This window comes from Bradyrhizobium sp. SZCCHNRI3052, assembly GCF_032484895.1.
In the GTDB taxonomy this organism is placed as follows: domain Bacteria; phylum Pseudomonadota; class Alphaproteobacteria; order Rhizobiales; family Xanthobacteraceae; genus Bradyrhizobium.
On record NZ_JAUETW010000006.1, the window covers coordinates 355,726 to 376,657 of the forward strand.

The window sequence follows — 20,932 nt, forward strand, 5'->3', positions numbered from 1 at the left end:
TACGGAAAAATTCCCCGGTCGAAGTAGAACGGTTGGACCTGCCGGATGACGCTGCAAAACCGATCCACCCGCATCGTTGACGGGATTCCCCCGATCGGGGCACCTTGACGCCGCCGCGATCTCCTGCGGCTCTGAGATCAGCGACTGACGCCCGCCCGCAATGACCAAACCGCAGCACCCTGCCCTGGCGGCATTCGTCACCGCGCTGACCGGACGCAACATGACCAGAGCGGCCTATGTGGCCGTGGCGCTCGGCATGAGCGCCATGGTGTTGTTGACGATGGACCCCGCCTACGAGGCCGGGGGGCGCTGGATCATCGCCCTGCTGTGGGGATGCCTTGTCTTTTTCGTCGTCGAATGGGCCGCTCGGGTTCAGCAGGCCGTGCGGGCGCATCGCGCCGCCGCCTACCTGATGTCGGGCCGGGGACTGCTGGACACGCTCTCCGCCCTCGCCGTGCCGGTTGCGCTGGTCTCGGGCATGGAGTCACGTACCGCGTGGCTGCTGGCGGTCATCTGGGTGCTCAAGGTGATCCCCGGCGTGCCTGGCCTGCGCCAGCTCCGCCGGGTGCTCGTGGTCGAAGCACGCCCGCTGCTGTCGGTGCTGGTGCTGTTCCTGCTGGTGCTGTTTCTCGGATCGGTCGCCGAATACGCGCTCGAACATGACGAGCAGCCGGCCACCTTCGGCACCATCCCCTCCGCGCTATGGTGGGCCGTCGTGACCCTCACCACCACGGGCTATGGCGACGTGGTGCCGATCACGCCGCTCGGGCGGGTGGTCGCCGCCACGGTGATGATCTCCGGCCTCGGCGTGTTCGGCCTATGGACCGGCATCCTGGCGACCGGCTTCGCCGCGGAAACCCGGCGCGACAACTTTCTGAAGACCTGGGAATCGGTCAGCAGGGTACCGTTCTTCGCCAGCCTCGGGCCCGCCACGATCGCCGACGTCGCGCAGATGCTGCGCACCATCGACCTGCCGCCGCGCGCCACCGTGATCCGCAAGGGCGAGCCGGGGGACTGCATGTATTTCATCGCCGCCGGCGAGGTCGAGGTCGACCTTCCCGGCAAGAAGGTCCGGCTCGGCGAGGGCGCGTTCTTCGGCGAGATGGCGCTGCTCGGGAACAACCTGCGTTCGGCCGACATCAGCACGACCGGACTGTCGAAGCTGCTGGTCCTCGACCTCGTCGATTTCCGCGTGCTGATGGCACGCCACCCCGATCTGGCGCAGAGCATCGATGCCGAGGCCAGGCGCCGAACCATGGAGAACAGGACATGACGACAGGACGGACCAGCCAGGCCGATGACGCACCGAGCATGCCGCTCCTGACCATCGACGGCGCACGCGCCACCATTCGGCTCAATCGTCCGCAGCATCTCAACCGGCTCCAGCCAGAGGATCTCGGCGAGCTGCTGGCGCTGTTCGACCGGGTCGAGGCCAACGCCGCCTTGCGCGTGCTGGTCCTGACCGGCACCGGGCGGGCGTTCAGCGCCGGCTTCGACCTTGGCGCCATCGGCGCAACGCCGGCGGATACGGCCGAGGCTTCCAGCCCGGCATTCGAGGAGGTCGTCGACCGGCTGGAGGACCTCGCACTGCCGACGATCTGCCGGCTCAACGGCGGGGTCTATGGCGGCTCGACCGATCTGGCGCTGGCCTGCGATTTCCGGATCGGGGTCGATACCAGCGAGATGTTCATGCCGGCAGCGCGGCTCGGGCTGCACTACTACCCGAATGGCATCAAGCGCTACGTGTCCCGCCTTGGTATCGACAATGCCAAGCGTCTGTTCCTGACGGCAGAGAAGATCGACGCGGCCGAGATGCTGCGCATCGGCTATCTCACCGGCGTGGCGACGGCCGATGCGCTCGACGCGGAGATCGACCGGCTGGCGGCCATTCTGGCCGGCAACGCCCCGCAGGCCATGCGCGGCATGAAGCGCGCCATCAACGAGTTTGCACGCGGAGCCCTCGACGATGCGGCGGCTCGTCGCAGGCATCGGGACAGCATGAGCGGCGCCGAAATCCAGGAAGGCATGAAATCGTTTGCAGAGAAGAGAACGCCGAAATTCTGAGCGCAGCCGCGTCCCGAACTGATAAATTTTGCATGCAAACGTCTGTATCCAGCCGGTGTTCTGACACACGCTCAACGAACTATCGACCTGAATCTCCAATTTGCGGTTGACAGCCTTTTGTCCGTGGCTAGCTTGAACCACGGGCGGAGACTTTCACATGCAAGTGATGGACGCGTATTGGGGACGACGAGCTCTGGAGTACGTCGATGCGATCGAAGCGTCGAAGACCAGCGCGAGCGTGCTCTCCCAGTTCGAGAAGATGATCAGCAACCTGGGCTTTCACGCCTACATCATGGCCGGCGTGCCGACCTCGGGCCAATCGCTGCAGCAAACCATTCTCGCCAACGGCTGGCCGCGGGAATGGTTCGACATGTATGCGCGCGAGCAGTTTCACCGCTGCGATCCGATTCCGCGGCACTGCATCTCGACATTGAATCCATTTGCGTGGTCGGAGGCTCCCTATGACCGCGAGGACGAGCCCGGCGCGCACGAGGTGATGACGCGCGCGAAGGACTTCCGATTGAACGAAGGCTTCTGCGTTCCCATCCACTACGACGATGCCGTGGGCGCCGTCAGCCTTGCAGGCGAAAATCCGAATCTCGCTCCCGATGCGCGGGGCGCGCTGCACCTGATCAGCATCTTCACGCACAGCAGGCTTCGCGCACTGGCGCGCTCCGCCGCGAGCGACCAGAGCCGACGCCTGTCGCGAATCGAGGCCGAGGTGCTGGGCTGGGCGGCGCGCGGCAAGACCGCGTGGGAGACGGCGCGCATCCTCGGTGTCTCCGAACGCAACGTCCGGTGGCATCTGGAAGAAGCACAGCGCAAGCTAGCAACGAAGAACAAGACGGCGACGGTTGCGACCGCTCTTGTCAACGGCGAGATCTCGATCTGATCTGTCGTTTCTCCCACTGGATCAATTCGAGCGCATCGGCAATCTGCAAACCCCAATTTGATTCAGACGACCGGGGGTTTCGATGCCTGAGATTCATGTCGTTCGAAAAGATAATCGCGCTCTGTACGAGAAATATTTCGATCCGTATTACCGGCTGCGCCACGAGATCTACGTCAAGCAACGCAAGTGGATGGCACTCGATCGTCCCGACGGGCGCGAGATCGATCAGTTCGACACCGAGGATTCGGTCTATCTGTTCTGCATCGACAACGGCCAGTTGATCGGCTCGATGCGCGCGGTGCCGACGCAGTTGCCGACGCTGATGAGCGACATCTTCCCGTATCTGAATCTGCGCGGCCCGATCCAGCGCCCCGACGTCTACGAACTGTCGCGCATCTTCGTGATCCCGGAGCGCCGCGGCGAGCATGCCGGCCCGCGGATCGACATGCTGCTGCTCACCGCAATCATGGAGTACGGCATCTCGATCGGGTTGACCGGCTTTTCGATCGTGCTCGAAACCTGGTGGCTGCCGCGGTTCGAGAAGTGCGGCTGGAAGGCGCGGCCGCTCGGCGTACCTCACATGATGGACGGGATGTCGGTGATGGCCGTGCTCGTCGACTGCGATGAAACGACATGGAAGTCACTCTGCGAGCAGATCGGCCTGACGCGGCCAACCCTCACGTGGCAGGGGCTCGAAGACGTCAGCCGCCAGGCCCTGCCGGATATCTTTCTTCATCTTCCACCAGCCGCTCAGCCAGCGCAATGATCTGTTCCCTGTGCCGCTTCAGCCTGAGCTTATGGAAAGCCTTCAAGAGGCGGTGACCAAGGAGCGTCGCCTCGTCCACCTCGAGGGCATAAAGGTTGGACGGCGTGTTCATGGAATCCATCGCTGACACTTCAGGTTTTGAGCCGTGACTGAACCTTCAATCGAGAAGATCATCGAGCGTCTGCAATTTTGCATCGTTGACGCTCGGGCGATGCAACTCAAAATGTTAGAGAGAATTTTGTCAATATCATTGCTTGAAGCCCACGAGCTGAAGGAAAAGTGCGCGCCCAATTCGACCAACAGCAGCCATTAGCGCTCCTGCACCGACTCTCGCAACACGTCCGGTCCTGCAGCGGCGCGTCTCGACTGGTGCATCGCAGACACAAACTGTTGATTTCAGGGCGGCTTTCGATGTGAAGGTCGGACAGGAGAGCACGAGCATCGTTGCCGAAACGCGCTCGCCGAACGTGGACGACACCTCGGCAAAATCATGGCGCCGCCGCCGGAGCTGCTCCCTGTTCAGCAAACTCGGTTTACAAAAATGGACTCGTGGGGCATCTCGCCCCCTCCGGAGTCCCGGATAACGGAACTCCGCCGGCAACAAATACGCGCGTACGACCTACGGACGGGAAGTCATTCGTCGTGAAAGCGGACCGTTTCGGCGACCGTGGCGCGGCCGGTGCGGTAGGAGTTGGCCTTGTCACCGAGATCGGGACAACCGAACGAGATGCCGCAGACCACCTTGCGGTCGGCGCCAAGCCCGAAGTGCTGCCGCACCACGTCGGAGTGAAACGCGAGCGCCGCCTGCGGCACGGTGGCAATGCCGAGCGCCTGCGCCGCCAGCATGAAGCTCGTGACGTAGCCGCCGCAATCGATCGCGCCATAGGTGCCGAGCGCCTCGTCGCTGTGGATGACCGCCACATGCGGCGCGCCGAAGAAATTGTAGTTCTCCAGCGCCTGCCGGGCATAACCCGCCTTGTCGCCGCGCGGGATGTCGAGCGCGTTGTAGAGCTGGAAACCGCTCTCGCGCCGCCGTTCCAGATAGACGCCGGTGTATTCGCGCGGGAAAGGAAAGTCGCCCGACGCCGCCTTGCCGCTGGAGGCCGCCGCATACATCACCTTCCGGAAAGCCTCGGTCGCCGCACCAGAGGTGATCTCGACACGCCACGGCTGGCTGTTGCACCAGGACGCAGTTTTCTGCGCCGCCGTCAGGATGCGCTCGATGGTCGCGCGCGGCACGGGCTCGGGCCGGAACCTGCGGCAGGAGAAGCGCGCGGCCATCAGCTCTTCGAGAATGGTGATGGGATCCTGCTCTGACTTTGGCGCCGCAGATGACATGACAACCTTCCGTACAGTTCGACCGGCGACGCTCGCTTTGTGCTCGCCCTCCACACCCCGTCTTTCCGGACCGGTCGCCACAGCGACCGACCCCGGAAGACGGCCGTCGTGATGCCGTCGGATCAGCTGCGCCCCTTGGTCGGCACCTTGTTGAACGGCACGTCCTTGTCGACCCGGATGTCACCGGGCAGACCGAGCACGCGCTCGGCGATGATGTTGCGCAGGATCTCGTCGGTGCCGCCGGCGATGCGCATCGAGGGCGAGGTCAGCAGCATCTGCTGAAACTGGCCCTGCGTCACCGTCTCGTCCGCGCCGGTCAGCACGCCGGCGCCGCCTTCGAGATCCAACGCGTAGGTCGCGATATCCTGCAGCATGACGCCGGCGACCAGCTTGCCGATGGAATTCTCAGGTCCGGGCCGCTCGCCCTTGGACAGCGCCGAGATCGCGCGGTAGCTCGTGTATTTCAGCCCACTGGCCTTGACCGCCCACGACGCCAGTTTCGAGCGCGTGGCGCGATCGTCGATGGCGAGTCCGCTCTCGGTCATCAGATTGGCGCAGAACTCGAACATCTCCGGGAAGCCGGTGGCGAGCCGCGCGCCGATCGACATGCGCTCGTTCATCAAGGTGGTCAGCGACACGTTCCAGCCGTCGCCGACCGCGCCAAGGCGCTGGCAGTCCGGGATCACCACGTCGGTGAAATAGACCTCGTTGAACTCCTGCATACCGTTGGCCTGCTTGATCGGGCGGACCTCGACGCCCGGGCTCTTCATGTCCAGGAAGAACATCGTCAGGCCCTTGTGCTTGGGCACATTGGGATCGGTGCGCGTGATCAGCAGGCCGTAATCCGAGTAGTGCGCCCCCGACGTCCAGATCTTCTGGCCGTTGATGAGCCAGTCGTCGCCGCGCTTCTCGGCGCGGGTGCGCAGGCCAGCGACATCGGAGCCGCCGGCGGGCTCGGAGAACAGCTGGCACCAGATCTCCTCGCCGGAAGCGAGCTTCGGCAGATAGCGCCGCTTATGCTCTTCGCTGCCATAGGCCATCACGGTCGGGCCGCACATGCCCTCGCCGATCTGGAACGGCTGCGTCAGCTTGCCATAGACGCCCTCCTCCTGCTGCCAGATCACCCGCTCGATCGGCGTCGCGCCGCGGCCGCCATACTCCTTCGGCCAGTGCAGGCAGGCCCAGCCGGCATCGGATTTCTTCTTCTGCCAGGCCTTGCCGACCTCGACGATGTCGGCGTGCTTGAGCCGGATGCGGCCGAGCGAGGAGCTCGCGAGCTCCTCCTCCAGCTCCCTCGGCGCGTTGGCCGCGATCCAAGCGCGCGCGGTGTCGCGAAAAGCGGCTTCCTGCGGGGTGTCGTCAAAGTTCATGCCTGACCCTCACTTGATATGCGTAGGGCGGGGGTTGGCCGAAGGCGTAACCCGCCACTTGATCAGCGTTGTACGAGCTAGCGGCGGGTTACGCTGCGCTAACCCGCCCTACGACTGCACTTGTTAGCTTCGTCCCTTGGTCGGAACCTGGTTGAACGGAAGGTCCTTGTCGACGCGGATGTCGCCAGGAAGACCCAGCACGCGCTCCGCGATGATGTTGCGCATGATCTCGTCGGTGCCGCCTTCGACGCGGGTGCCGGGCGCGCGCAGCAGCATCGCCTGGAATTTTCCGGCGAGCTCGGCCTCGGGACCGCTGAGCACGCCGGCGGCGCCCTGCAGGTCGAGCGCGTAGGTCGCGACGTCCTGGATCATCGGTCCTGCGACCAGTTTACCGATCGAGTTCTCAGGTCCCGGCCGCTCGCCCTTCGACAGCGCCGAGATGGCGCGGATGCTGGTGTATTTCAGCCCGCTCGCCTTCACCGCCCAACTCGCGAGCTTCGAGCGCACATTGCGGTCCTCGATCGCGGGACGATCGTCCAGCATCAGGTTGGAGCAGAAGTCGAACAGCTCCGGGAAGCCGGTGGCGACGCCGGCGCCGATCGACATGCGTTCGTTCATCAAGGTGGTGAGCGCGACGTTCCAGCCGTCATTGACCGCGCCGAGACGCTGCGAGTCCGGGATCACGACGTCGGTGAAATAGACCTCGTTGAAATCCGAGTGCCCGCTCGCCTGCTTGATCGGCCGGACCTCGACACCCGGGCTCTTCATGTCCAGGAAGAACATGGTGAGACCCTTATGCTTGGGCACTGTTGGATCCGTGCGCGTCAGCAGGATGCCGTAGTCGGAGTAGTGCGCGCCCGAGGTCCAGATCTTCTGGCCGTTGATCACCCAGTCGTCGCCGCGCTTCTCGGCGCGGGTGCGCAGGCCGGCGACGTCGGAGCCGCCGGCCGGCTCGGAGAACAGCTGGCACCACACCTTCTCGCCCGAGGCCAGCGGCGGCAGATACTGCCGCTTATGCGCCTCCGAGGCGTAGGCCATCATGGTCGGCCCGCACATGCCATGACCGATGATGAACATGCCGGACAGCTTGCCGTAGGGCCCCTCCTCCTGCTGCCAGATCACGCGCTCGATGGGTGAGGACCCGCGACCGCCATACTCCTTGGGCCAATGCAGGCAGGCCCAGCCGGCATCAGCCTTCTTCTTCTGCCAGGCCTTGGCGACCTCAAGGATATCGGCGTTCTTCAGCCCGACGCGGCCGAGCGAGGTCGCGCGCAGCTCGTCTTCATACTGCTTCGGCGCATTGGCGGCGATCCAGGAGCGCGCCTCGGCGCGGAACGCAGCCTCTTGCGGGGTGTCATCGAAATTCATGGCGAATCCCTTTCAACTCGTCATTCCGGACGACCCGCAACGCGGGTCGATCCGGAATCCAGAGGTTGGTGATCTCGAGATTCCGGGTTCGCTTGCGTTGCGAGCGCCCCGGAATGACGTGCACTTCTCACGCCGCATTGCGCTTGCGCATGCGGTCGATCAGCTGGTCTTCCCAGTAAGAGAGACTGCCAAGGCCGAGCGCGAGCGCGTTGGCGCGTCGGTAGTACATGTGACAGTCGAACTCCCAGGTGAAGCCCATGCCGCCATGAACCTGGATGTTGTTCTTGGCGCAGTGTTGAAAGGCTTGCGTCGCGCTGATGCGCGCTGAGGCCGCGGCCTCCGGCAATTCCGGCGCATTGGTCGAGAGCGCCCAGGCGCCATAATAGGAGTTGGAGCGCGCCAAGGTCGCCGAGACGTACATGTCGGCCAGCATGTGCTTGACCGCCTGGAACGAGCCGATCGGACGACCAAAGGCGATCCGGTCGAGCGCGTAGTCGCGGCCCATCTCCAGCGCGCGGTCGGAGCCGCCGACCTGCTCGAACGCCGTCAGCACCGCGGCGCGATCGAGCACCTGGGTGATGATGCTCCAACCCTCGCCGGCGGCGCCGAGCGGCTCCGCCTTGCAGTTCTTGAAGGTGAGCTCGGCCTGGCCGCGCGTCGGATCGAGATTGGTCAGCGCCTTGGCTTCGACGCCGCCCGCCTTGGGGCCGACCAGGAACAGCGAGATGTCGCCGTCGCGGCCGGTCGAGCCGGTACGCGCGGCAACGATGATGAGATCCGCGATGGCGCCGTCGGCGACCGGCTTCTTGGTGCCGTTGAGCACGCCGTTGGCGGCCTCACACTTGATCGCTTTCGGCGACGGATTGCCGGTGCCCTCGAATAACGCCAAGGTGCCGATCGCCTCGCCATTGGCGATCTTCGGCAGCCAGGCCTGCTTCTGCGCATCGCTGCCGGCCAGCATCAGCGCCTCCGCCGCAAGATACACGGTCGACGAGAACGGCACCGGCGCCAGCGCGCGGCCGACTTCCTCGGCGATCACGCAGAGCTCGAGATGGCCGGCGCCCGCGCCGCCGTACTCCTCCGGAATGGCGACGCCGAGGAAGCCCATCTCGGCAAAGCCTTTCCACAGCGCTCGGTCATACGGCTCCTTGCCATCGAGCACGACACGCACCGCCTTGGGCGGACACTTCTCGGCGAGGAATTTCCGCGCCTGGTCCCGCAACTGCTTCTGGTCGTCGGAGAAATCGAAGTTCATGGCCTCACCTGCTTCCTGATCGTCATTCCGGGGCGATGCGCAGCATCGAACCCGGAATCTCGATCTGATTTATCTCTGGATTCCGGGTTCACTCGCTTCGCGAGGGCCCCGGAATGACGGTTTCAAAATGCGTCGTCACAACACGATCACGTCGCTGTCGGGCTCGGCCGCGTAGAGCCGCTCGACCAGTGCGGCACGGCGTTCGAGACCGGCGCGCTGGTTGATGTAGCCCTTGTCGGTCAGCTCATGGCCGTCGATCGAGGGCGGCTCGACCATCAGCATGGCGCGGCCGATGCGCCGGCTGGTCGCACCCTCGCACTCTTTATTATGGGCTTCGAGACCACGGCGGACGCAGTCGATGACGGCCGGATGCTTCACCACGTCCTCGAACGTCGCGTTGGGATCGCCGACCAACTGGCGGCAGGCGTGCAGATTGGGCCAGGCCAGGAGACCGACATATTCGCGATCCTGCCCGGTCACCAGTGCATCGTGGATCGCCGGCGTTGCGGCTGCGATCGCATCGGTGCGAAGCGAGCCGACATGGACGAAGGTGCCTGTCGTGAGCTTGAAATCTTCGACCACGCGGCCGGCGAAGATGATACCTTGCGCCGGGTCATTGGGATCGACGAACACGCCGGCATCGCCGATACAATAGAACCCTTCCTCGTCGAACGCCTTCTTCGTCAGCTCGGGCTGGCCGAAATAGCCCGGCATCACGTTGACGCCGCGCAGGCGCAGCTCGTATTTGTCGCCGGTCGGCACCATCTTCAGCTCGACGCCGGGGAACGGCAGGCCGATGAGCCCGACCCGCTCCGTGTTCCAATAGGTGCCGGTCGAGGTCGGCGCCGTCTCGGTCGAGCCCCAGCCGGTGTAGAACACGATGCGCTCGCCGGTGGTCTTGACCGCCAGCGCCTGCATGCGCTCGTACAAATCGTCCGGCAGCCGCGCGCCGCCATAGGCCATGATGCCCAGATCCTTGAAGAAGGAGCGGCACAGCGCGTCGTCCTTCTCCATCGCCGCCGCCAGCGCCGCATAGCCGGCGGGCACATTGGCGTAATAGGTCGGCGACACCTCGCGCAGGTTCCGGATGGTTTCGTCGAACATGCCGGGCATCGGCCGGCCGTCGTCGATGTAGAGCGTGCCGCCCTCGATCAAGAGCGGATTGAACAGCGCATTGCCGCCCATGGTGTGATTCCATGGCATCCAGTCGAGCACCGTCGAGATCGGCGCATCAGGCCCGCGCGGCCGCGTCTGCATCATCATCGCCGCATTGGCGCACATCATGCGCTGGGTGTTGATGACCGCCTTGGGCATGCCGGTCGAGCCGGAGGTGAACAGCAGCTTGCCGACCGTGTCCGGTGTGATCTGCGCAATCGACGCGTCGACCGCGCCGGTGACCGGCGTCGCGGCGAGATCAGCGAAGCTGATGCTCGCAATGCCCTCGCACGGACGCGCGACATGAACGACGGTGACGCCGTCGAGATCGAGCGCCTTCAGCGCCTTCTCGAAGGTCGGGCCGTCCTGCACCATGACCACGCCCGGCTTCACGAGGCCGAACAGATATTTCAGCTTGAGATGATCGTGGCTCATCAGTGAATAGGCCGGCGACACCGGAGCGGCCGGCGAACGGGCCTGCATCGCAGCCATGGTGATGAGCGCATGCTCGATCGAATTGCCGGAGAGGACGGCGACGGGGCGGCCGTCCAGCTTCAAATCGAGCAGGCCCTGCGTCAGCCCATCGACTGTGCGCTTGGCCTCGGCATAGGACAGCTTGCGCCATTGCCGCTCGGCTCCGCTGCGTTGCGCGAGCCAGGTCCGCGTCGGCGCCTCCTTGGCCCAGCGGGCGAGCGGCGCCGCCAAATGCGGCTCATAGGCCTGCAGCGGAATGCGCGATTTGATGACGATGACGCCGTCACCGCGTCTCTCGATATCGATGTCGCGCGCCAGCCAATTGACCTTGCGGAATGCCGGCTTCTCCAACACCTTCGCTGCCGTCCCGTCCATTTTGCGTCTCCCGAAATATCGTCCTTTGCGGATCTTGATATCTAGCGGTTGGTATAGACCGGCTTTCGCTTCTCGAGGAAGGCTTGAATGCCCTCCTTGAAATCCTCCGAGCGGCTGCACAGCACCTGGTTGCGATCTTCCATCGCGATGACGGCTTCGATCGACGACGCATCGACGCTCATGTTGAGACATTCCTTCGAGAGTCGAAGTCCGACCGGCGAGGCCGTCATCATCGCATCGACGAAGGGCGCGGCCGCGCTCTCGAGCATATCCTCCTCGACGATCTCCGACACCAGTCCGACCATCAACGCGCGCTCGGCGCCGATGAAGCGTCCGGTGAGGATCAGTTCTGAGGCGACGGAGACGCCGACGAGGCGCGGCAGGAAGTAGCTGGTGCCGATGTCGCAGCCCCCTAAGCCAAGCTTGATGAAGGCACAGTTCATCCGCGCCGAGCGGCTGGCGATGCGGATATCGGCCGCGAGCGCCAACGCAAAGCCGCCGCCGGCGGCTGCGCCCTGCACCAGCGCAATAATCGGCTGCGGGCAACGCCGCATCAGCATCACGATGTCGGCGATGCGGCGCTGCGAGTCCAGCGACTCGGTCACGCTGGGCGGCTCATTGACGCCGCCGCGCCGCTGCATCGCGGCCTTCAGATCGAGCCCCGCGCAGAAGTTCTTGCCGGCGCCCTTGAGCACGACGACTCGCGTGGTGCGATTGCGCTGCAGGCTTTCGAAATAAGCGTTGAGCGCGTCGATCAGCGCCGGGTCGAGCGCGTTCAGGCTCTCCGGGCGATTGAGCGTCACCCGGTCGACGCCCTTGTCGTGTTCGATCAGCAGCGGTTGGGACATGGCGCGCGCTCCACCCTCAGTGTCATCCCGGCGAACGCCGGGATCCATAGCCACCGGCTTGATTGGTGAGAGTGCGGCGTCTGCCAGTCTGCCTATCACAGACGCCGCGGAGTATGGGTCCCCGCATTCGCGGGGACGACGGCGGAGGTTGCCGTCAGCGCGGGGCCATGCGGATGGCGCCGTCGAGGCGGATGGTTTCGCCGTTCAGCATCGGGTTCTCGACGATGTGGACGGCGAGGTTACCGTACTCGGAGGCGTCGCCGAGCCGGGCCGGATGCGGCACCTGGGCGCCCAGGCTCTTGCGCGCTTCTTCGTTCAGTCCCATCAGCAGCGGTGTCAGGAACAGGCCGGGCGCGATGGTGTTGACGCGGATTTTCTGGCTGGCGAGATCGCGCGCAGCGGGCAGGGTCAGGCCGACGACGCCGCCCTTCGAGGCCGAATAGGCGATCTGGCCGATCTGGCCTTCATAGGCCGCGACGCTGGCGGTATTGATGATGACGCCACGCTCCTCGCCGACCGGCTCGGCGGTGACGAGGCGCTCGGCAAACAGCCTCAGCACGTTGAAGGTGCCGATCAGGTTGACGTTGATGATGCGCGCGAACTTGGCGAGCGGATAGACGCCGTCCTTGCCGACGATGCGCTGCGAGCCGCCAATGCCGGCGCAGTTCACCAGCACGCGGGCGATGCCGTGGGCCGCCTCGGCCTTGGCGAGGCCGGCCTTGACCTGATCCTCATTGGTGACGTCGGCATGCAGCGCGACGCCCTTGATCTCGGCGGCGATCTTCTCGGCGTTTTCCAGGCTCTGATCGAGCACGGCCACCTTGGCCCCCTTGGCCGCCATGGCGCGCGCCGTAGCTGCGCCGAGACCCGAGCCACCGCCGGTGATGAGAACGGCAACGTTGTTCAACTGCATGTCAGGTTTCCTCCCTAGACGTTTTTGCTTGCGAATAGCGAATAGGGAGTAGCGAATAGAGGCTTCCCCCATTCGCTACTCCCTATTCGCCACTCGCCCGTTTCAATATTCCACCGCAGATCAGCGCCTCCATGTGGGCGATGTACTGACGGCAGACATCATCGGTGACCGGGCCGACGCCGATCGCGCGCGACATCGCGTGGCGGCCGAAGAACAGGTGATCGCAGGCGCCGATCAGGCTGGTGTAGAACAGCACCGGATCGACGGCGCGAAACTCGTCCCTGGCGACGCCCTCCTCGATGAGCCGGCGATGGAAATCGAGCAGCGGCGCCACGAAGAACTTCGACACTTCGTCGGCCGCCTCCGCGCTGCTCTCATGCAGCAGATAATGGATCAGCCGGTTCATGTAGGGAAACCGGTGATAGGCGCGGATGATGCCGCTGATGTGCAGCTTCAGCTTCGCCGTCGGCGGCAGCGGCTGCGCCAGGAGATATTCGAGATTGGCCACCTCGGTCGCCGCGTCGCGGGCGAGCAGCGCCAGCAGCAGGCCGTCCTTGTTGCCGAAATGATATTTCACCAGCGCTGCATTAGAGCCGGACTTCTGCGCGATGTCGCTGAGCGAGATTTCGATCGAGGACCTCGCGATCATCAGCTCGCTGGCGGCGTCCAGCAGCTTCTCCGCCGTCGCATTCCGCCCCGCGGGAAGTTTCTCTGGCACGCTGTTGTGAAGCTGAGGTCCCAAGACATGTCTCGCGCTTGATCGAGGCAGATAAGCCGAAGCCGGAGTTGATCTCAAGAGTTAATTGATCGATTGACTAACGCTCGATCGGGCATTTAAATCGCAGCCAATCACGAACACCAAGTCTAGGGAGGATACGTCATGGCGGAAGCCTACATCGTCGCGGCCGCACGCACGGCCGGCGGCCGCAAGGGAGGACGGCTGGCCGGCTGGCATCCGGCCGACCTCGCGGCGAAGGTGCTGGACGCGCTGGTCGATCGCTCCGGCGCCGCGCCGGACCAGGTCGAGGACGTGATCATGGGCTGCGTGATGCAAACCGGCGAGCAATCGAACAACATCGCGCGCAATGCGGTGATGGCCTCGAAGCTGCCGGAGAGCGTGCCGGGCACCTCGATCGACCGGCAGTGCGGCTCGTCGCAGCAGGCGCTGCATTTCGCCGCGCAGGCCGTGATGTCGGGCGCGATGGATGTCGTGATCGCCGCCGGCGTGGAGTCGATGACCCGGGTGCCGATGGGTCTCTCCTCCACGCTTCCGGCGAAGAACGGCTTCGGGCACTACAAGAGCCCTGGCATCGAGAGCCGCTATCCGAACATCCAGTTCAGCCAGTTCACCGGCGCGGAAATGATGGCGGAGAAGTACGGTCTCTCCAAGGATGAACTCGACGAATATGCCTATAACAGCCATCAGCGCGCGATTGCCGCCACGCAGGCAGGCCACTTCAAGGACGAGATCATCCCGCTCGAGATCACCCGTGCCGACGGCTCGACCGACACCCACCACATCGACGAGGGCATCCGCTTCGACGTCAGCCTCGACGGCATCAAGAGCGTCAAGCTGATCGCCGAGAACGGCAAGCTGACGGCGGCCACGGCCAGCCAGATCTGCGACGGCGCGTCCGGCGTCATGGTCGTCAACGAGCGCGGCCTGAAGTCGCTCGGCGTCAAGCCGCTGGCCCGCGTCCATCACATGACCATGATGGGCGGCGACCCCGTCATCATGCTGGAGGCGCCGCTCCCGGCGACGCAGCGCGCGCTGCAGAAGGCCGGCATGTCGATCGACGAGATCGATCTCTATGAGGTCAACGAGGCGTTCGCTTCCGTGCCGACCGCCTGGCTGAAGACCATCGGCGCCGATCCGAACCGCCTCAACGTCAATGGCGGCGCGATCGCGCTCGGCCATCCGCTCGGCGGCTCCGGCACCAAGCTGATGACCACGCTGCTGCATGCGCTGAAGGCCCGCAACAAGCGCTATGGGTTACAGACGATGTGCGAAGGCGGCGGCATGGCCAACGTGACGATCGTGGAAAGGCTATAGGAGGCGAATAGCGAATGGCGAGTGGCGAATAGGGAGAGCGATCCCGCTCCGCTCGCCCAGACGCTCCGCTATTCGCCATTCCCTATTCGCTACTCGCCATTCGTTACTCGCGCCTCCCCGCCGGAGTCTTTCATGACCCACCCCTCCATTCACGCCCGCAGCCATCCCGACAAGATCGCCTATCAGATGGCCGGCACCGGCAAGGCCATCACCTATCGCGAGCTCGACGAACTCTCGAACCAGGGCGCTCATCTATTCCGTGCGCTGGGGCTCAAGGCCGGCGACCATATCGCCTTCCTGATGGAGAATCGGCTGGCTTTCATGGAAATCGCCTGGGCGGCGCAGCGCTCCGGCCTGTACTACACCGCGATCAGCCGCTATCTCACCAAGGACGAGATCGCCTACATCATCAGGGATTGCGGCGCCAAGGTCTTCATCACCTCGCCGAAATGCGCCGAGCAGGTGCGCGATCTCGTGAGCGCCACGGACGGCCCGCTGTTCTTCATGATCGACGAGCCCGAGCCCGGCTTCCGCTCCTGGGACAAGGAGGCCGGCGCCCAGCCCAAGACGCCGATCGCCGATCAGGTCGCCGGCTACGACATGCTGTATTCGTCGGGCACCACCGGACGGCCGAAGGGCATCAAGAAGGATTTCGAAGGCAATCCGATCGATCAGCCGAACCAGTTCCTGCGCGTGCTGTGCGCCGACATGTGCGGCATGAACGCCGAGAGCACCTATCTGTCGCCGGCGCCGCTCTATCATGCAGCTCCCTTGCGCTTCAACATGATGGTCTCAGTGCTCGGTGGCACCTCGATCATCATGGAGCATTTCGACGCCGAAGACTTCCTGAAGCTGGTCGAAAAGTACAAGGTCACGCAGTCGCAGCTTGTGCCGACCATGTTCGTGCGCATGCTGAAACTGCCGGAGGACGTGCGCAAGCGCTACGACGTGTCGACCCTGAAGGGCGCGATCCATGCCGCTGCGCCCTGCCCGGTCGACGTCAAGGCCAGAATGATCGAGTGGTGGGGTCCGATCCTGATCGAGTATTATGCCGGCTCCGAAGGCAACGGCGTCACGGTGTGTACCTCGAAGCAGTGGCTCGAGCACCGCGGCAGCGTCGGGCGCGCCGTTGTCGGCAAGATCAAGATCCTCGGCGAGAATGACGAGGAGCTGCCGACCGGCGAGATCGGCACGGTGTATTTCGCCGACGCGCCGGTGTTCTCCTATCACAACGATCCGGAGAAGACGAAGCGGGCCTACAACGACAAGGGCTGGTCGACGCTCGGCGACGTCGGCTATCTCGACGCCGACGGCTTCCTCTATCTGACCGACCGCAAGTCCTACATGATCATCTCCGGCGGCGTGAACATCTACCCGCAGGAGACCGAGGACGTCCTCATCACGCATCCCGACGTCGCCGATGTCGCCGTGTTCGGGGTGCCGAACGAGGAGATGGGCGAGGAGGTCAAGGCGGTGGTGCAGCCGCACGACATGGCGCGCGCCGGCAAGGCGTTCGAGGAGCAATTGATCCTGTTCTGCCGCCAGCATCTGTCGCCGATCAAGTGCCCGCGCTCGATCGATTTCGAGCCGGAGCTTCCGCGTACGCCGACCGGCAAGCTGGTCAAGCGCCACCTGCGCGAACGCTACTGGCCGAAGAAGGGCGCGGCCTAGCTCCAATAACGGTAGCTGTCGTCCCGGCCTTGCGCCGGGACCCATAGCCACCGCAGCCGATGATGCGAAGGGTATAAGCTCCAGCTTGGCGCCACATGAGCGCCTGTGGTTATGGATCCCGGCTCGCGCTCGCTTCGCTCGCTTGGCCGGGACGACGCGAGGAGAGTGCACGCCATGTCCCAGTCCCTTCCCCCGCTTCCCCTCCCACCCACGATCCGGTCCCGCTTCGTCGACGGCATCAACGGCCTGCGCATGCACGTGCTCGAAGCTGGCTTCGAGACGCCCGGCCGTCCCTGTTTGCTGCTGCTACACGGCTTTCCCGAGCTGGCCTATAGCTGGCGCAAGGTGATGCCGGCGCTGGCCGCCGCCGGCTACCACGTGCTGGCGCCGGACCAGCGCGGCTATGGCCGCACCACAGGGTGGAGCGCCGACTATGACGGTGATCTCGCGCCGTTTCGCTTCACCAATCTGGTGCGCGATGCGCTCGGCGTGGTCTATGCATTCGGCCATCGCCATGTCGCGTCTGTCGTCGGCCACGACTTCGGCAGCCCCGTCGCGGCGTGGTGCGCGGTGATCCGCCCCGATGTCTTTCGATCGGTCGTGATGATGAGCGCACCGTTCCCGGGGCCACCCGCAGCACCGTTCGACATCGCCAGCCATCCCCTCGCGGCGCAGGAGGATCCCGTGCATCGCGAACTGGCTGCGCTGCCGCGTCCGCGCAAGCACTATCAATGGTACTACGCGACGCGGCAGGCCAATGCGGACATGCATCATCCCCCGCAGGGGCTGCATGAATTCCTGCGCGCCTATTACCATCACAAGAGCGCAGACTGGGCGGCCAACGCCCCTTCTCCTCTGCAGGCCTGGGACGCGGCCGAACTCGCCAAGCTACCGACCTACTACGTCATGGACCTCGACAAGACGATGGCCGAGACCGTCGCCGAGGAGATGCCGGATGCGGCGGCGATCGCGGCGAATCGCTGGCTGCCGGACCATGAGCTCGCGGTCTATACCGCCGAATATGAACGAAACGGCTTCCAGGGCGGGCTGCAATGGTACCGCTGCGGCACGTCTGGTCTATTCGACGCTGAATTGCAGACCTGGTCGGATCTCACGATCGACGTTCCGTCCGCATTCATCTCCGGCCTGCAAGACTGGGGCATCTACCAACGGCCCGGTGTGTTCGAAGCGATGCAGTCCCGAGTGTGCACCAACATGATCCTGTGCGAGCTGATCGATCGCGCCGGACATTGGGTGCAGCAGGAGCAACATGAACGAGTCAATAAGCTCCTGTTCACGTTCCTGAACAAATCGACAGCCTGATTTCGGACGCCGTTCCGACGTATTAGGCGAATCGAGGAACGAACATTCGGGGTTGACGTTTTTGCATCCGGGCAATGCGCATCAGGAGAAGATTTATGGATAAGAAGATCGCAGGCTTGTTGGGCGCGGTCGCCGCTGTCGGCGCGCTCGGCACGGCGCAGGCGTCAGCGGCTCCGGCCCCGAGCGACGTGCTGAAGGCCAACTCCTACGCCGACCTGCTCGAGCCGATCCCGAATGCGGCCAAGGTGCTGCAGGCGCTCGACGAGCAGGCGCCGCCGGAGGCCGAACCGAAGGTGCAGCTGGCGCAGTGGTACCACCACCACCACCATCATCACCACCATCACCATGGCTACTGGCGCGGCTATGGCTACGGTCCTGGCTATGGGTACGGCTACGGCCCCCGGGTCTATGTGGTGCCGCGCCGGTACTACCATCACCACCACCATCATCACCATCACCACTGGTACTACGATCGCTACTGATCGTTGAGAGGTGAAAGCTCGGGGGGCGCCGACCGTGAGGTCGGCGCTCTTTCGTTTGAGGAAGACGGAAGCGTCAGGACTTGCGCGCCTTGTCCTTCGCCGCGCGATGCAGGTGGCGGTAGGTGCCGTCGAACACCGTGTCGGTGCTCGACACCCATTCGGTCTCCTTGGCGAGCACCGGACGGCTGGCGTGGATGCGGCGCGACTGCAACTCGCGCTCGGCCGCCTCGTCCGGAGTCATGGGCTCGACCGTGAAGTTTGCCTCCTCCGGAATCACGATCACCTGAGCGAACGGCTCGCCCGGACGGAAGATATGCGTCCGCCCTTCCGCGGGCGCCTTGAACACGCAGAAGAACAGCATCGGCCAGAAATTGCGCACCAACGCCGGCACCGCGATCGGGCAGGTATCGCTGCGGTCGGTATAGAAGCGCGGATGCGGCTCGGTCCGGATCGCGAAGCCGTTGGGCACCTTGAGATCGAGCAGGATCTGGTAGGTGTAGAAGGCATCGCCAAAATTGCGGAACGGCGGCCATTGCAGGCTCGGGCTCGGCGGCTCGCCCCAGTCGCCGGACAGCTCCAGCTTGCCGTCGCGCGTGGTGACGTGCAGCTCGAAGTCGTACGGATAAAATAGCTCGATGCCATATTGCGCACCTTCCGAGAATGGTACGCAATGCCAGACCTGCTCATGCGAGCCATTCGCTCGTGGCTGGCGTTCGCCTGCCCAGCCCGGGATATCCATCCGGGTGCGGCGCGGCGCCAACCCTGGATCGTTGAGCCGATATTTGACGCTATCCATGAGAACTCCTTAGGTGGCTGAGCGGAACGCGAACGACGGACTATCCTCGCAGTTCCATGACTGGAGCTTGAATGCGCTGTCACCGAAGGGTTTCGCGACCAATCAGCGGCCGGAGTTTGACCGCGGTGCGGCAAATCCATATAGACTTTAGAACCGTTCTAAACACTCGAATGTTGAGAGCGAGAGATCCGGGGACCTTGGAATGAAGAACTTCGCCGACCTCACCGAGCGCGAGATCCTGGCAATCGCGATCTCGGCCGAAGAGGAAGACGGCCGTATCTATATGAGCTTCGCGGAGGATCTGGCGGAACGTTATCCGGATTCAGCCAAGCTGTTCGAGCAGATGGCCGAGGAGGAGAAGGGCCACCGCCACATGCTGCTCGAACTCTATGAGGAGCGCTTCGGCAAGAACCTGCCGCCGATCCGGCGCGAGAACGTCAAGGGCTTCATGCAGCGCCGGCCGATCTGGCTGACCAAGAACCTGTCGCTCGACGCCATCCGCCGCGAGGTCGGCACGATGGAGTTCGAGGCCGAGCGCTTCTACGCCAAGGCGGCCGAGCAGGCCAAGGACGTCGGCGTGCGCCGGCTGCTCGGCGATCTCGCCGAGGCCGAGAAGGGCCACGAGAAGGTCGCGGCGAAACTGACCGACAAGATCCTCAGTCCGGACGTCCGGCACAAGGAGGACGAGACGCGGCGGCGCGTGTTCGTGCTGCAATATGTCCAGCCCGGTCTCGCCGGCCTGATGGACGGCTCGGTCTCGACGCTGGCGCCGCTGTTCGCCGCCGCCTTCGCCACGCATCAGAATTTCCAGACTTTCCTGGTCGGTCTGGCCGCTTCGATCGGCGCCGGCATCAGCATGGGCTTCGCCGAGGCGCTGTCCGACGACGGCTCGCTGACGGGCCGCGGCTCGCCGTGGCTGCGCGGCGCCGTGTGCGGCGCGATGACGACGCTCGGCGGACTGGGGCACACGATGCCCTATCTCGTCCCCGACTCCTGGACCAACGCGTTCTGGATCGCGACCGCGATCGCGAGCCTCGTCGTGTTCTTCGAGCTGTGGGCGATCGCCTACATCCGCGCGCGCTATATGGACACGCCGTTCCTGCAGGCGGTGTTCCAGATCGTGCTCGGCGGCATCATCGTGCTCGGCGTCGGAATTCTCATAGGAGCGGCCTAGCATCCGCACCCCGGCGTCTTGCCAACCGCTCAGCCGCGAGGCTGATGGCGCCGGACCGATCACAACGGAAAACTCGTCATGACGCCACGCCTGCATTACGGCACGCCCGCGAAGATCCTGCACTGGCTGGTGGTGGCGCTGCTCGCCATCCAGTATCCGATCGGCTGGCTGATGCCGGACCTGCATGCCAATACCCCCCCCGGCGCGCCGATGATCCTGCACATTTCATTCGGCCTCACCATTCTGGCATTGATCGCCGTGCGCTTCGTCTGGCGGCTCACCCATCCGGTCGCACCGGAGAGCTCGCTGCCGCCCTGGCAGCGGCTGAGCTCGGAGATCGTGCACTGGATGCTCTACGTGATGGTGCTGGCGAGCACCATCACCGGCTGGCTGTTCGCCTCCTTCCGCGGTTGGAGCGTGTCGTTCTTCTACCTGCTTCCGTTGCCGATGCTGGCCGCGCGCAACCCGGCCGGCAACCGCGCCATCGACGGGCTGCACCAGGCCTCCGAATGGCTGCTGCTGATCCTGATCGTCGTTCACGTCGCCGCCGCACTCGCGCACGTCTTCATCTATCGCGACCGCGTCATGCAGCGGATGCTGCCGGGCTAGAATCCG

At 64.5% G+C, this 20,932-nt stretch carries 19 protein-coding genes; 10 read left to right on the forward strand and 9 right to left on the reverse strand.

The annotated features are described in order from the left end of the window. The first annotated feature begins 160 nt into the window (after positions 1 to 160). From QW887_RS19375 to QW887_RS19390, 4 genes are all read left to right on the forward strand, one after another. Positions 161 to 1,273 carry a cyclic nucleotide-gated ion channel gene (locus tag QW887_RS19375; RefSeq protein WP_315825938.1) on the forward strand — a complete coding sequence of 371 codons (1,113 nt, stop codon included), beginning with the start codon at positions 161 to 163 and terminating at the stop codon, positions 1,271 to 1,273. Then, complete coding sequence (locus tag QW887_RS19380) at positions 1,270 to 2,064, forward strand: enoyl-CoA hydratase/isomerase family protein (protein WP_316174596.1); 795 nt, start codon at positions 1,270 to 1,272, stop codon at positions 2,062 to 2,064. Before QW887_RS19375 ends, QW887_RS19380 begins: the two co-directional genes overlap by 4 nt. A 157-nt stretch (positions 2,065 to 2,221) precedes the next feature. Continuing rightward, the gene (locus QW887_RS19385; protein WP_316174594.1) at positions 2,222 to 2,956 is read left to right on the forward strand and encodes a LuxR family transcriptional regulator; all 735 of its coding nucleotides are present in this window, start codon (positions 2,222 to 2,224) and stop codon (positions 2,954 to 2,956) included. Positions 2,957 to 3,038: 82 nt separating this feature from the next. Further along, on the forward strand, positions 3,039 to 3,722 hold the full coding sequence (locus QW887_RS19390; RefSeq protein WP_315713741.1) for an acyl-homoserine-lactone synthase: 684 nt from the start codon (positions 3,039 to 3,041) through the stop codon (positions 3,720 to 3,722). Positions 3,723 to 4,355: 633 nt separating this feature from the next. Here the strand turns inward: QW887_RS19390 and QW887_RS19395 are convergent. The 8 genes from QW887_RS19395 to QW887_RS19430 form a co-directional block, all read right to left on the reverse strand. Beyond that, on the reverse strand, positions 4,356 to 5,003 hold the full coding sequence (locus QW887_RS19395; protein ID WP_315714360.1) for a nitroreductase: 648 nt from the start codon (positions 5,001 to 5,003) through the stop codon (positions 4,356 to 4,358). A gap of 179 nt (positions 5,004 to 5,182) precedes the next feature. After that, on the reverse strand, positions 5,183 to 6,430 hold the full coding sequence (locus QW887_RS19400) for an acyl-CoA dehydrogenase (RefSeq protein WP_315713740.1): 1,248 nt from the start codon (positions 6,428 to 6,430) through the stop codon (positions 5,183 to 5,185). A 123-nt stretch (positions 6,431 to 6,553) separates the two neighbouring features. Then, on the reverse strand, positions 6,554 to 7,798 hold the full coding sequence (locus QW887_RS19405) for an acyl-CoA dehydrogenase (protein WP_315713739.1): 1,245 nt from the start codon (positions 7,796 to 7,798) through the stop codon (positions 6,554 to 6,556). Between the two features lie 127 nt (positions 7,799 to 7,925). Continuing rightward, a complete protein-coding gene (locus tag QW887_RS19410) occupies positions 7,926 to 9,053 on the reverse strand; it encodes an acyl-CoA dehydrogenase family protein (RefSeq protein ID WP_315713738.1) in 1,128 nt (375 codons plus the stop codon). Between the two features lie 135 nt (positions 9,054 to 9,188). Continuing rightward, the gene (locus tag QW887_RS19415; protein WP_315713737.1) at positions 9,189 to 11,057 is read right to left on the reverse strand and encodes an AMP-binding protein; all 1,869 of its coding nucleotides are present in this window, start codon (positions 11,055 to 11,057) and stop codon (positions 9,189 to 9,191) included. Positions 11,058 to 11,098: 41 nt separating this feature from the next. After that, complete coding sequence (locus QW887_RS19420; RefSeq protein ID WP_315713736.1) at positions 11,099 to 11,905, reverse strand: enoyl-CoA hydratase/isomerase family protein; 807 nt, start codon at positions 11,903 to 11,905, stop codon at positions 11,099 to 11,101. Positions 11,906 to 12,059: 154 nt separating this feature from the next. Next, entirely contained in the window at positions 12,060 to 12,818 is a 759-nt protein-coding gene (locus tag QW887_RS19425) for an SDR family NAD(P)-dependent oxidoreductase (RefSeq protein WP_315825931.1), read from the reverse strand. Positions 12,819 to 12,900: 82 nt separating this feature from the next. Continuing rightward, positions 12,901 to 13,560 (reverse strand): TetR family transcriptional regulator, encoded by a 660-nt coding sequence (locus tag QW887_RS19430; RefSeq protein ID WP_316167343.1) that lies wholly within the window; start codon positions 13,558 to 13,560, stop codon positions 12,901 to 12,903. 138 nt (positions 13,561 to 13,698) lie between these two features. On the opposite strand from QW887_RS19430, the gene QW887_RS19435 reads away from it, so the two are divergent. From QW887_RS19435 to QW887_RS19450, 4 genes are all read left to right on the forward strand, one after another. Further along, positions 13,699 to 14,871 (forward strand): acetyl-CoA C-acetyltransferase, encoded by a 1,173-nt coding sequence (locus QW887_RS19435; protein WP_315825929.1) that lies wholly within the window; start codon positions 13,699 to 13,701, stop codon positions 14,869 to 14,871. Between the two features lie 132 nt (positions 14,872 to 15,003). Continuing rightward, positions 15,004 to 16,542: an acyl-CoA synthetase gene (locus QW887_RS19440; protein ID WP_316183769.1), complete on the forward strand. Its 1,539-nt coding sequence runs from the start codon at positions 15,004 to 15,006 to the stop codon at positions 16,540 to 16,542. Between the two features lie 252 nt (positions 16,543 to 16,794). After that, positions 16,795 to 17,865, forward strand: a complete 1,071-nt coding sequence (locus QW887_RS19445) for an alpha/beta hydrolase (protein ID WP_316167397.1) — start codon at positions 16,795 to 16,797, stop codon at positions 17,863 to 17,865. A gap of 95 nt (positions 17,866 to 17,960) precedes the next feature. Beyond that, positions 17,961 to 18,347 carry a hypothetical protein gene (locus tag QW887_RS19450; protein WP_315713731.1) on the forward strand — a complete coding sequence of 129 codons (387 nt, stop codon included), beginning with the start codon at positions 17,961 to 17,963 and terminating at the stop codon, positions 18,345 to 18,347. A 73-nt stretch (positions 18,348 to 18,420) separates the two neighbouring features. On the opposite strand, the gene QW887_RS19455 is transcribed toward QW887_RS19450, so the two are convergent. Continuing rightward, complete coding sequence (locus QW887_RS19455) at positions 18,421 to 19,143, reverse strand: hypothetical protein (RefSeq protein WP_315713730.1); 723 nt, start codon at positions 19,141 to 19,143, stop codon at positions 18,421 to 18,423. A 202-nt stretch (positions 19,144 to 19,345) separates the two neighbouring features. Here QW887_RS19455 and mbfA point away from each other — a divergent pair, with 202 nt between their 5' ends. Both mbfA and QW887_RS19465 read left to right on the forward strand, forming a co-directional pair. Further along, complete coding sequence (gene mbfA, locus QW887_RS19460; RefSeq protein ID WP_315713729.1) at positions 19,346 to 20,317, forward strand: iron exporter MbfA; 972 nt, start codon at positions 19,346 to 19,348, stop codon at positions 20,315 to 20,317. 78 nt (positions 20,318 to 20,395) lie between these two features. Then, complete coding sequence (locus QW887_RS19465; protein ID WP_316194832.1) at positions 20,396 to 20,926, forward strand: cytochrome b; 531 nt, start codon at positions 20,396 to 20,398, stop codon at positions 20,924 to 20,926. Positions 20,927 to 20,932 lie beyond the last annotated feature (6 nt).